Origin of the sequence: Streptomyces telluris (assembly GCF_024519335.1) — a bacterium.
Lineage (GTDB): Bacteria > Actinomycetota > Actinomycetes > Streptomycetales > Streptomycetaceae > Streptomyces > Streptomyces telluris.
In genome coordinates this window covers 1-11,715 of record NZ_JANIID010000026.1, presented here as the reverse complement: position 1 = coordinate 11,715, position 11,715 = coordinate 1, and the positions used below count along the sequence as shown (strand labels likewise).

Sequence of the window (11,715 nt, the reverse complement as noted above, 5' to 3'; positions counted from 1 at the left end):
TGTCCCGCCCCTTCCTGTTCCCGGTCCTGTTCCCGTTCCCGGCCTCAGCCCTTGAGCGGGCGGACCGTCTTCATGATCTCGTCGACCCGGGACTCCGGCAGCGCGCCGGAGACGCCCTGGTCGGCGTACATGATCCAGCTGCTGAAGGTGCCGTCGGGGAGCTTGGTGACGATGCTCTTGACGATGGCCGTGGGCGGTACGCACGGGCTCGGGCGGTTGAGGACCTTGACCTTGGCGGTCGCGGTCCAGCCCTCGATGCCGTTCTGCTTCCAGGGCTTGGCCTGGCTGACCTCGATCTTGGGCTTGTTGCCCAGGCCGCCGTACGCGAAGACGCCCCAGTTGCCCGCCCAGTTGCGGGCGTTCTCCTGGATGCTCAGGGAGGCGTCGCCGCCCGCCGTGCCGACGGTGGCGAGCTGGCCCTTGCCGGCCTCGCCGATCGCGTTGGGGTTGGCGGACGAGGAGCAGCCGCCCTCGCTGAAGTTGGCCGTGTCGCGCATCGAGATCTGCGGCTTACCGGACGCGTCCGTGTACGCGATCATCGTGTCCTGGGGGAAGACCTTCCACTTCTCCCCCGTGCCGGGCACGTCGTACTGGAGCTTGTGCTCCTTGCTGGTCTGCGTCTGCCATCCGGCGGGCACGGCCTGCGGGCCGCCGTCCGAGGGGGCCGCGCTGCCCGCGCCGCCGTCGGGGGCGGGCTGCTGCTGGTTCCCCGCGGCCGGGGCGCCGGAGGCCTGCGCCGTGCCGCCGGCCTTCTCGTCCTTCTTGTCGTCGCCGCCCTTGAGGAAGAAGAACGCGCCGCCGCCGATGACGGCGAGGGCCACGACACCGCCGACGACGGCGAGCATCGTCTTGTTGCCGCCGCCACCGCCCCGCCCGCCGCTCGGCGGGACCGGCGCGGGGGCCGGCGCCGGGGCGGGGGCCGTCCAGCCGCCCGGCGGCGGGGGCGGAGGCGGCACGGATCCGGCCGCGCCGGGGCCCGGCTGCTGGACGGCGGGCTGGGCGAAGACGGTCGGCTGCGCGTGGGCGCCGCCGCCCTGCGGCGGGCCGGGCGGCGTCACCGCGGGCTGCGCGAAGGCGGTGGGCGCCGCGTGGACACCGCCGGGCGGCGGGGCGACGGCCGGCTGGTCGACGGCAGTGGCCTCCGGCCCACCCCACGCCCCGCCCTGCGGTACGCCCTGCGGAGGCTGAGACGGATGCGGCTGCGGCGGCTGGTGGGGCTGCTGGGGATTCTGAGGCCAAGACATGCGGGCCACCCTAAACGCCCGACGGTTGCCGTCCGGTCGAGGCATCTCGACAAGACGGCAACATCTGAGACACACCAAAGACCGAACGCCGCCCGCCTACGGCCTCAGCGACGGCCTGCGCCGGCCCATCCCGGAGGCCCGGGGCACAGCCCCTGCTCGCCCCTCCCGGAACGCACCCAGGGGGTCCGGGGAGCAGCTCCGGGAAACGGCGAAAGGGTGGGGCCGGGGCAAATCCTCCCGCCGCAACGGCGACCGGCCCCGACGGCGCGAGCCCGGCGGAATCCGCCACCGGCCCGGGGCACGACCCGACCTCGGCCCCCGGCCCCGGGCACCGGCACCGCCCCGGCCCATCCCGGCGCCCCGGGGCGCAGCCCGACCCGCCCGACGCTAGTCGTCCAGCACCGGCAGCAGCTCCGGCAGGTGCCCGTCCGACGCCATCGCGGCAGCCACCCGCTCCGCCGGCACCTCCCCGTACAGCGTCGTCCGCGGCCGCGCCGTCCGTCCCGCCGCCTCCGCGATGGCGACCAGGTCGCGGACCGAGCGGTACGAGCCGTACGAGGAGCCCGCCATGCGGGAGATGGTCTCCTCCATCAGCGTCCCGCCCAGGTCGTTCGCCCCGGAGCGGAGCATCTCCGCCGCGCCCTCGGCGCCGAGCTTCACCCAGCTGGTCTGGATGTTGGTGATGTGGGGGTGGAGCAGCAGCCGGGCCATGGCCGTGACCGCCCGGTTGTCCCGCATGGTCGGGCCGGGGCGGGAGATGCCCGCCAGGTACACGGGGGCGTTGGTGTGGATGAACGGCAGCGTGACGAACTCCGTGAAGCCGCCCGTCTCCTGCTGGATCTCGACCAGCCGGCGGAAGTGCCCGAGCCAGTGCCGGGGCTGGTCCACGTGCCCGTACATCATCGTGGACGAGGACCGGATCCCCACCTCGTGGGCGGTGCGCACGACGTCGATCCACGTGGCGGCGGGCAGCTTGCCCTTGGTGAGGACCCAGCGGACCTCGTCGTCGAGGATCTCCGCGGCGGTGCCGGGGATGGTGTCGAGCCCGGCCTCCTTCGCAGCGGTCAGCCACTCCCGTACGGACATGCCGGTACGGGTCGCGCCGTTGACGACCTCCATCGGCGAGAAGGCGTGCACGTGCATGCCCGGCACGCGCTCCTTGACCGCCCGCGCGATGTCGAAGTAGGCCGTGCCCGGCAGGTCGGGGTGGATGCCGCCCTGCATGCAGACCTCGACGGCGCCGACGTCCCACGCCTGGGCGGCGCGGTCGGCGACCTGGTCCAGGGAGAGGGTGTACGCGTCGGCGTCGGTGCGCCGCTGGGCGAAGGCGCAGAAGCGGCAGCCGGTGTAGCAGACGTTGGTGAAGTTGATGTTCCGCGTGACGATGTAGGTGACGTCGTCGCCGGCCACGTCCCGGCGCAGGTCGTCGGCGACGCGGCACAGCGCGTCGAGCGCGGGCCCGTCGGCGTGCAGCAGGGCGAGGGCCTGGGGGTCGGTCAGCCGGGTGGGGTCGTCGGCGGCCTGCCGCAGCGCTTCGCGCACGTCGGCGTCGATCCGTTCAGGCGCCATGCCGGGCGCGGCGGCCTCGCGCAGCGCCTCCCAGTCCCCGTACACCTCGTCGAAGTCGTCGCGCCGGTCGGTGGTGCGGCCTTCGGTGTCGATCGCGCGGTGCAGTTCGGTGCGGCCGGAGGGGACGAAGACGTCTTCGGGCTCCTGCCAGGGCAGGCCCTTGACGTCCGCGTGCTCGTTCGCCAGCCCGGTCTCCGGGTCGGCCAGGGCGCGGACGTGGGGCAGCACGCGGGGGTCCAGCCAGGGCTCGCCGCGCCGGACGAACTCGGGGTAGACGGCGAGACGTTCCTGCAGCCGGAAGCCGGCGGCGGCGGAGCGCTCGGCGAGCTCGTCGATCTGCGGCCAGGGGCGCTCGGGGTTGACGTGGTCCGGGGTGACCGGGGAGACGCCGCCCCAGTCGTCGATGCCGGCGCCGATGAGCCGCGCGTACTCGCCCGCCACGAGGTTGGGCGGCGCCTGGAGGCAGGCGGAGGGGCCCATGATGTGCCGGGCCACGGCGATGGTGGCGACCAGGTCGTCCAGTTCGGCGTCGGGCATGCCGCGCATCGCCGTGTCCGGCTTGGCGCGGAAGTTCTGCATGATCAGTTCCTGGATGCCGTGGTACGCGCGGGAGACGCGGCGCAGCGCGAACAGCGACTCGGCGCGCTCCTCGGGCGTCTCGCCGATCCCGATCAGCAGGCCGCTGGTGAACGGCACGGAGCTGCGCCCGGCGTCCTCCAGGACGCGCAGCCGGACGGCGGGTTCCTTGTCCGGGGAGCCGTAGTGCGGGCCGCCCGGCTCGCTCCACAGCCGTTCGGCCGTGGTCTCCAGCATCATGCCCATCGAGGCGGAGACCGGCTTCAGCCGCTGGAAGTCCGTCCAGGTCATGGCGCCCGGGTTGAGGTGCGGGAGCAGGCCCGTCTCCTCCAGGATGCGGATGGAGACGGCACGGACGTAGGCGATGGTGTCGTCGTAGCCCGCCGCCTCCAGCCACTCGCGGGCCTCGGGCCAGCGGTCCTCGGGGCGGTCGCCCAGGGTGATGAGGGCTTCCTTGCAGCCGAGTTCGGCGCCGCGGCGGGCGATGGCCAGGACCTCGTCGGGGGACATGAACATCCCGTGGCCCGCGCGGCGCAGCTTGCCGGGGACGGTGGCGAAGGTGCAGTAGTGGCACTTGTCCCGGCAGAGGCGGGTGAGGGGGATGAAGACGCTCTTCGAGTACGTGATGACGCCGGGGCGCCCGGCGGCCTCCAGCCCCGCGTCCCGCACCCGGGCGGCCGACGCGCACAGGTCCTCCAGGTCCGCGCCGCGGGCCCGGAGGAGCACGGCGGCCTCGGCGACGTCCAGGGCCACGCCGTCCCTGGCGCGCTTGAGGGCGCGCCGCATGGCGTTGGCGGTCGGTGCGGATCCCTGCGGGGGCGGCGGGGTCGAAGTCATTGTCCGAGCATACGAGCGCGGTGCGGGCCGCCCGGGAGGGGTTCGTCCGTCATTCGTGTGCCTCTCGTCACCCCGGGTGAAGGGCCCCTCACGGGAATTCCGGCGCGCCCCTCGCAAGAATCCGGCCTGCCCCTCACAGGAATTCGGCGTGCGCGTCCAGCGCCCGCAGGATCTCCGCCTCCCCCGCCGACGGCAGTCCCACCACGACCTCGGTGAGCCCCAGGTCGGCGAAGTACGCGAGCTTCCCGGCCGACGGGTGCACCGCGTAGGGGACGACCTGCGGCTCGCCCGGCCGCCCGGCCTCCTGCCAGGCCCTGCGCAGCTGAGGGATCGTCTCCTTGAGCCCGCTGCCGCCGACGGGCAGCCAGCCGTCCGCGTACTCCGCGACGTGCGCGAACAGCTTCGGCCCGGCGGCGCCCCCGATCAGGGTGCGCGGGCCCACCAGCGGCGGCACGTCCGGGCCGCGCCGACGCGGCGTCCGCAGCGGCTTGGGATGCGCGAAGCTGGCGCTGACGGACCCGAACTCGCCGCGGTAGCCGGTCGGTTCCTCGGCCCACAACGCCCGCATCAGGGCCATCCGGTCGCGCACCAGATCGCGCCGGGTCTTCCACTCGACGCCGTGGTCGGCCGCCTCCTCCACGTTCCAGCCGAACCCGATGCCCAGCGTCAGCCGGCCGCCGCTGAGGAAGTCGAGCGTCGCCACCTGCTTGGCGAGCGCGATCGGATCCTGCTGGGCCACCAGCAGGACACCCGTGCCGAGCTCGATCCGCTCGGTGACCGCCGCGGCCTGGGCGAGCACCGCCAGCGGGTCCAGGGCCCGGCCGTACTCGTGCGGCAGCGGATCGCCCATGGGCGCCGGCGTCTCCCGGCTGACCGGGATGTGCGTGTGCTGGGGCACGTACAGCCCGTCGAAGCCCCGCTGCTCCAGCTCGCTCGCGAGCCGGACCGGGCTGATCGTCTCGTCGGTGAGGAAGACCGTGGTTGCGATCCGCACGGGGCGGCACCTCCTTCGCGTCCTTCGCGTTCTGCGCGACCTGCGGGGAACGGGCTCACGGTAAGCCCAAACGGGCCCCATGAGCCCTCGGCGGGGCGGTGCCGCCATACGAATGTCGCAATCGCGGGGCTTCCTGTACCCCTGCGCGCCACGGAGGCGTACAACAGTGCTCCCGAAGCCCCCCTTCCACGGAAGGACAGCGATGAAGCGGATGGACCGACGCACGGTGCTCACGGCTGTCGCGGGCGCGACCGCCGCGCTTACGCTCGATACCGTGACGTTCGCGAGCGCAGGGGACGGCCCCGAGGGCGGCGGCCGGACCGTCACCCGCAAGGTCTCCGGACGGCTCCCGGCCGGAGCGCCCGACTACGTCTACCTGCCCGTGGACGTGCCGCCCGGCGTGCGCGAGATCGCCGTCTCGTACACGTACGACAGACCGTCCGTGCCCGCCGGCACCCAGGGCAACACGTGCGACATCGGCATCTTCGACGAGCGCGGCACGGAGCTGGGCGGCGCGGGCTTCCGCGGCTGGTCCGGGGGCGCCCGGACCGAGTTCGCGATCGCCGCCGAACGGGCCACGCCCGGCTACCTGGCCGGCCCCGTGCGGCCCGGCACCTGGCACGTCGTCCTCGGCCCGTACACGGTGGCGCCGCAGGGCCTGGCGTACGAGGTGACGGTGACGCTGCGGTACGGGACGCCGCCGCCCGGGGCCGCCCCGCGCCCGGTGTACCCGCCGCAGCGGGCCCGGGGCCGCGGCCGCGCCTGGTACCGGGGCGACAACCACCTGCACAGCGTCCACTCCGACGGCAAGCGCACCCCCGCCGAGATCGCCGCCGCGGCGCGGGCGGCCGGCCTGGACTGGATCACGACGACCGAGCACAACACGACGTCGTCGCACGGGGCGTGGGAAGGCCTGTGGGGCGACGACCTCCTCATCCTGACCGGAGAAGAGGTCACCACCCGCAACGGCCACGTGGTCGCCCTCGGCACGGACCCCGGCGTCTTCGTCGACTGGCGCTACCGCGCCCGCGACGCCGCCTTCGGCCGCTTCGCCCGCACCATCCACCGCGCGGGCGGCCTGGTCGTCCCCGCCCACCCGTACGCGACCTGCGTCGGCTGCAACTGGAAGTTCGGCTACGAGGACGCCGACGCGGTGGAGGTCTGGAACGGCCCGTACACCCCGGACGACGAGATGGCGATCGCGGCGTGGGACGCGTCCCTCGTCGCCGCAGTACGCGAAGGCGGCCGCCGCTGGCTCCCGGCCATGGGCAACAGCGACGCCCACCGCGAGCCCCAGGTGGTGGGCATGCCCCAGACGGTCGTCCACGCGGACACCCTGTCCCGCGACGCCCTCCTGACCGCCCTCCGCGCGGGCCGCAGCTGGATCGCGGAGTCCTCGGCGGTGAACCTGACCTTCACAGCGACAGGCGGCCGCGGCCACCACGCCGGCATCGGCGAACGCCTCCCGGTCGCCGCGGATGCACCGGTGACGATCCGCCTGAAGGTATCGGGGGCACCGGAGGGCTGCACGGCGACCTTCATCACGGACCAGGGCCGCCTGCACGAGACGCCACTGCCTACTTCCGGTGCGGGGACGGTCGAGTGGCACACGACGCCCTCGCACGCGGCGTACGTACGGGCGGAGGTGCGGAGAGCGGCGGCGGGAGGCTCGGGGGTGCCGGGGGCGATGGTGGCGCTGACGAATCCGGTGTTCCTGGGAGAGCCGACCTAGATCGAACGCGAGTCGCACAAGAAAGTCCCGATCAACCTTCCGTGCTATCGGGCGACTTGGTGGGATTCGCGGTTATAGAGTCCCTCTCAGCGCTTCGAGAGCGCCCCCCTTCAAGAGGTCCCGACATCGGGGCTCTCGCCCAGGGTGTCCCGGTCCGGGCTCCCTCCGGCGCGGTCACCGGATTCTGGCCGCATCCCGATGAAGGGGGGCGCCAGTGGGGCGCCACCGTAAGAAGCCTCTGCACGAGCGAATCGCGGCCGTGGTTCGCGAGCTGTGGAGGTGGTGCGCCAAAAGGTGACCGCTGGACGGTGACCGGCAGTCCTCACACAGACTGAGGGCTGACGGTCAAACCACCGTCCCTACGGTTGGCCCTCGCCCGGGTATCCGGCCCGTGGCGGGGGCCTCTTCGTGCCGATCCCTAAGCTACCCAGGGATCGCGTCGCACGCGAGCCCTTCCGCGAGTGGGCGAGCGGCGAGTTCCTCATACGCCGCCGTGAAACGAGTGTCAGCCTGAGCGAGCGTTCACCCCTAGGGGCGGTTTATGGGTAGTGCTCATGTCCCGGTGCAAGCCATCTCCCCACTGAATGCGCGCAGGGAGAGGGGACCGTCTTGCCTGATCGTCTGCCCAGAGTTCTGACCCTCGTCGCCTTCCTGGTGGGCGTGGGGGTGATCACCGGCGCCGCGATGGCGCCGACGGCGCCGTTCGACACCATGGCGACGTCCATCAGAATCGCCAAGACCGTCGACCGGACGACGGCACACCCCGGGGACACGGTCACCTACACCGTGACGGTGACCAACACCGGCACGACCGCGATCGACGGCGCGGCGATCTCCGACGACCTGTCGGACGTGATGGACGACGCGACGTTCGCCTCCGCCACCTCCGACCGAGGCAGGACCTCGTACGCGTCCCGCACTCTCCAGTGGCAGGGCGACCTGACCTCCGGCGCCAAGGCGACGATCAGCTACTCGGTGCGGGTGGCCAACCCGCCGACGGGCGACGACCACTTGGACAACCGGATCACCTCCACGACGGCGGGCAACAACTGCCCTTCGGGCAACACGGACGCGGCCTGCGCGGCCAGCACGCCGGTCTCATCGACGTAGGCAGGTACAGCCCGGTAGGGGGCTGAGCGCGGGCGGCCCGCCGGTGTGGGGAACGGGGACGGGTACGGGCCCCGGCCCCGTTCCGGCGCCCGCCGGGGTCGGGCCCGGCCGCCGGGCCGGTACGGGCCGACGCCACCATACGCGCAGGCGTCTCCAGGCCCCCTTCACCGCAGCCCCTCCTGAAGCCGGAGGAGATCCCTGGCCACCAGCCCCAGCCCCCTGGCGAAGGTGATCGCCGAGGCGTAGCCGTCTCCGGGCCCGAGCCCGAGGCGGTGGCGGGCCTCCGCGGCCGTGGCCAGGACCTCCACACGGACGGGATCGTCCACGGGCCTGCCCTGCACGGCGCCCTCGACGGCGGGCACGACGGCTTCGATGCAGGCGCGGAGCCGGTCGGCCAGTTCGGCCACGCGACTGGGGGCGGGGAGCCAGCGGTCCATGGCGATGGCGTCGCGGATCACGGAGTCGAGGACGGTTCCCCCGGCGGGCGGGAGTGCGTAGGTGAGTCCTCCACCGGTGTGGGCGGTGCGGGGGAATGGAGGCATGGTCCGGCTCCTTTGCGAGCGTGTGGGGGCTGGCCGAACTACGGTCCCGCAGCGGCGTGTTCACTCACAAGCATCCTCAAGGTTCTTAGAAGAATTGGCATATGCCTAAGCCTGGGCATGGCTTGCACAGCAGCGGACAGGGGGTGGAAGACTGCCAACAGACCTGCCCTCGCGGACAACTGGGGCTTGTCGTGAACCAGCATGCGCGCGCCCTCGGGGTACAGAGGCGCAGCACGGGGTACAGCACCGGGAGGGCTCAAAGTGGCAGCACGACGCGGTCCGACGTTCCGTCGGAGGGAGCTGGGCAAGGAGCTCCGCCGCCTCCGAGAGAGGAAGGGGTACAGCGCAAAGGATGCCGCCGAGGCCATCGAGAGCTCACACACCAAGATCCATAGGGTCGAGTCCGGACACAATCAGCTCCCACGCGTCCGCGATCTGGAAGACCTGCTCGATCTGTACGGCGTCAACGACCGCGGCGACCGTGAGCACCTGCTGGCACTTCACCGGGACTCGCTCAGCGCCGACTGGTACAGGCCGTATCAGAACTTCATGCCTTCAGGTGCCCTGCTATACGTGGGACTGGAGTCCGATGCCGTCACCATGCGCGCTTGGAATTCGCATCTGGTCTTCGGACTCCTGCAGACCGAGAACTACACCCGGGCGCTGTTCATGACAGCGAAGCTGGTTGACGAGAGGACAACCGAGTTCGTCGAGAAGAACGTCGCCCTCCGCATGGAGCGCAAAGCGATCGTGCACGGCGACAATCCGATTGAGCTGCGCGTGATCCTCGATGAGGCGGCGCTCCGGCGCATGGTCGGCGGCCCCGACATCATGCGTGAGCAGTACGAGGAGATCGAGCGGGTAGCCGCACTCGACCACGTGACCGTTCAGATCCTCCCGCAAGACCTTGCAACGTACCGGTCCGGAGCGAACTTCGTGCTCCTCGACTTCGACTCCGAGCTCGATCCCGTGGTCATGGAGGACGGCCCCCAAGTCATGACGGTATCCGACAAGCCACGCGAGGTCTGGGCCTACACCCGGAGGTTCGACGCGATGCGTGAGGGCGCCCTGGCACCGGTGACGACACCCGAGTTCCTCCACAGACTGGCGAAAGAAATCGATGACGAGTAACAGCTACCTCAACGCTCTCGACATAGCCCGCGAATCATCCTGGTTCAAGTCCTCGCACAGCGGTGACAACACCGGCGCCGGCTGCATATCGGTCGCGGCGCTAGCCACCCACATCGCCGTCCGCGACTCCAAACAACACAACGGCCCCGCCTTCATAACCCCGGCCGTGGCCTGGACCGCGTTCATCCATGAGGTGCGGTCCGGGCGCTGGCCGGCGTAGGGCCGAAGCGAGGGGCTCACCCGCGACCGGCCAGGTACTGCTCGAAGGTGACCTTGCCGATCGCCCGGTCCGGGGCGAGGAGGCCGCCCGCGCGCAGGGTGCGGGCGATCTTTCCCGGGAGTCGGAGCGGCACGACGCGTCGGTGCAGGCCCATCGCCCGGAGCGTGGCGGCAGCCAAGTCGCGGGCGTCCCGGACCTCGGGGCCCGCCATGTCGGGCACGCGGCCTGTCGGGGCGCCCTGGACGAGTTCCGCCAGGCGGTCGGCGACCTCCGTGACTTCGACGGGCTGGACACGTACGCCGCTCAGCGTCAGTACGACCGGCAGCCGGCGCTGCACCGCGGTCATGGTTGCCACCAGGTCGTGGAACTGCGTCGTGCGCAGGATGGTCCACGGCAGTCCCGACTCCCGGACGATCCGCTCCGCCGCCCGCTTCGAGCGGTAGTACGGGAGCGGCACGTCGTCGATGCCGACGATCGAGATGTAGACGAGGTGCGGGCCCTGACTCCCGGACCGCCGCGCGGCTTCGGCCAGCCGCCGGGTCGTCGCCACGTCGTTGCGGGCGTTGGTCGCGCAGTGCACCACGGCCCGCACGTCCGCCAGGGCGGCATCGAGGCCCGTGCCCTTGGCGAGGTCGCAGACCGCCCACTCGTACGGTCGATCGTCGCCCGTAGGCCGCGGCCGGCGGCTCATCACCCGCACGGGCAGGCCGTCGGCGAGCAGCCGCGCGACGACGGCACGGCCGAGGGTGCCGGTGCCTCCGGTCACCAGGATCGGCTTGTTCATGGTCGGCATCCCTCCGTTGGTCAGTGGTGCTGTCACGGATAAGGACACGTCCGAGGTCCCGAATGTGACATGCCGCCGCGAGGTGTGTCCCGACTCGGGTCAGAACAGGCCGGCAGCAGGGGGAGGGGTGGGGGGCGCGGGTTCGGTTGGTCGGCTGTGCGGCCGGTGGGAGGCTGGCCGCCGTACTCGCGCCGTCACGGATGCGGGCGCGTGAGGAGACCGGTCCCTCCGGCCGTGGCTGAGGGGGAGCTGGCTGCTGCCGCGATGTGGCTGAGGCCGGTGGGGGCGCTTCGCTCAGCTCGCGTCCGTTGTGGTTGCGCGGGCGGGTGCGGGCTGGTGGGGGTGATGGCTCGATGAGGGGACGGAAATCCACCGGCCCGGCGTGCAACAGCGGGCGGATAAGTGGCCCGGAATGGCAGCCGAGCACCTCAGCTGCACCACGAGGATGCCCCTGTCACAGACGGGCCCCCTCAGGGACGGCCAGCCGCCCACGGCGGCGGATAAGCGGGCCGAGTCGCAGACTGCAGGCCACCTCCAGCCCCACCGGGCCTCTCCTGTCACAGGAGCCCACATTCGAGGGCAGTTGGCCGCCGCCGCGGCGGATAAGCGGGCCCGCTCGCAGGCCGCAAGCCACCCGCAGCCCCACCACACGCCCTACGCCACAGGAACCACAGCCCAGGGACACCCGCCCGCCCAGCCACGACGGTGGCGAGCCGAGCGAAGCGCCCACGACGGGCCCAGCCACATCGCGGCAGCAGCCCGCTCCCCCTCAGCCACAGACGGAGCGTCCGGTCTCCTCACGCAGCCGCATCCGCGACGGCACGAGTACGGCGCCCAACACCCCACCGGCCGCACAGCCAACGAACCGGACCCGCACCCCCCACCCCTCCCCCCGCTGCCAGCCTGTTCTAACCCGCACACAACCCACGGAACTCAACCACCCGCTCAACCACCCCCACAGCCCCCGCTCAGCCCC

The 11,715-nt window shown here is 72.2% G+C and carries 9 protein-coding genes; 4 read left to right on the top strand and 5 right to left on the bottom strand.

Going from position 1 to position 11,715, the window contains the following annotated elements:
* Positions 1–44: 44 nt before the first annotated feature.
* From NQU55_RS24785 to NQU55_RS24775, 3 genes are all read right to left on the bottom strand, one after another.
* Complete coding sequence (locus NQU55_RS24785; protein WP_240976336.1) at positions 45–1,244, bottom strand: DUF8017 domain-containing protein; 1,200 nt, start codon at positions 1,242–1,244, stop codon at positions 45–47.
* A gap of 387 nt (positions 1,245–1,631) precedes the next feature.
* Complete coding sequence (locus NQU55_RS24780) at positions 1,632–4,226, bottom strand: bifunctional FO biosynthesis protein CofGH (RefSeq protein ID WP_168092703.1); 2,595 nt, start codon at positions 4,224–4,226, stop codon at positions 1,632–1,634.
* 133 nt (positions 4,227–4,359) lie between these two features.
* Positions 4,360–5,220: a TIGR03619 family F420-dependent LLM class oxidoreductase gene (locus NQU55_RS24775; protein ID WP_168092704.1), complete on the bottom strand. Its 861-nt coding sequence runs from the start codon at positions 5,218–5,220 to the stop codon at positions 4,360–4,362.
* A gap of 211 nt (positions 5,221–5,431) precedes the next feature.
* On the opposite strand from NQU55_RS24775, the gene NQU55_RS24770 reads away from it, so the two are divergent.
* Both NQU55_RS24770 and NQU55_RS24765 read left to right on the top strand, forming a co-directional pair.
* Positions 5,432–6,952 (top strand): CehA/McbA family metallohydrolase, encoded by a 1,521-nt coding sequence (locus tag NQU55_RS24770; protein WP_168092705.1) that lies wholly within the window; start codon positions 5,432–5,434, stop codon positions 6,950–6,952.
* A gap of 609 nt (positions 6,953–7,561) precedes the next feature.
* Entirely contained in the window at positions 7,562–8,062 is a 501-nt protein-coding gene (locus NQU55_RS24765) for a DUF7927 domain-containing protein (protein ID WP_168092706.1), read from the top strand.
* A gap of 164 nt (positions 8,063–8,226) precedes the next feature.
* On the opposite strand, the gene NQU55_RS24760 is transcribed toward NQU55_RS24765, so the two are convergent.
* Positions 8,227–8,604 carry a DUF6415 family natural product biosynthesis protein gene (locus tag NQU55_RS24760; RefSeq protein WP_168092707.1) on the bottom strand — a complete coding sequence of 126 codons (378 nt, stop codon included), beginning with the start codon at positions 8,602–8,604 and terminating at the stop codon, positions 8,227–8,229.
* A gap of 261 nt (positions 8,605–8,865) precedes the next feature.
* Here NQU55_RS24760 and NQU55_RS24755 point away from each other — a divergent pair, with 261 nt between their 5' ends.
* Both NQU55_RS24755 and NQU55_RS24750 read left to right on the top strand, forming a co-directional pair.
* Positions 8,866–9,735 carry a helix-turn-helix domain-containing protein gene (locus NQU55_RS24755; RefSeq protein ID WP_168092708.1) on the top strand — a complete coding sequence of 290 codons (870 nt, stop codon included), beginning with the start codon at positions 8,866–8,868 and terminating at the stop codon, positions 9,733–9,735.
* The gene (locus NQU55_RS24750; protein ID WP_206329290.1) at positions 9,725–9,955 is read left to right on the top strand and encodes a DUF397 domain-containing protein; all 231 of its coding nucleotides are present in this window, start codon (positions 9,725–9,727) and stop codon (positions 9,953–9,955) included. Before NQU55_RS24755 ends, NQU55_RS24750 begins: the two co-directional genes overlap by 11 nt.
* Before the next feature lie 16 nt (positions 9,956–9,971).
* On the opposite strand, the gene NQU55_RS24745 is transcribed toward NQU55_RS24750, so the two are convergent.
* Complete coding sequence (locus NQU55_RS24745) at positions 9,972–10,739, bottom strand: SDR family oxidoreductase (RefSeq protein ID WP_168092709.1); 768 nt, start codon at positions 10,737–10,739, stop codon at positions 9,972–9,974.
* Positions 10,740–11,715 lie beyond the last annotated feature (976 nt).

Bases quoted from the DNA above. Each gene is read 5' to 3' on its own strand.
- NQU55_RS24745 (WP_168092709.1), bottom strand. From the start codon at position 10,739: ATGAACAAGCCGATCCTGGTGACCGGAGGCACCGGCACCCTCGGCCGT.
- NQU55_RS24760 (WP_168092707.1), bottom strand. From the start codon at position 8,604: ATGCCTCCATTCCCCCGCACCGCCCACACCGGTGGAGGACTCACCTAC.
- NQU55_RS24750 (WP_206329290.1), top strand. From the start codon at position 9,725: ATGACGAGTAACAGCTACCTCAACGCTCTCGACATAGCCCGCGAATCA.
- NQU55_RS24770 (WP_168092705.1), top strand. From the start codon at position 5,432: ATGGACCGACGCACGGTGCTCACGGCTGTCGCGGGCGCGACCGCCGCG.
- NQU55_RS24785 (WP_240976336.1), bottom strand. From the start codon at position 1,244: ATGTCTTGGCCTCAGAATCCCCAGCAGCCCCACCAGCCGCCGCAGCCG.
- NQU55_RS24780 (WP_168092703.1), bottom strand. From the start codon at position 4,226: ATGACTTCGACCCCGCCGCCCCCGCAGGGATCCGCACCGACCGCCAAC.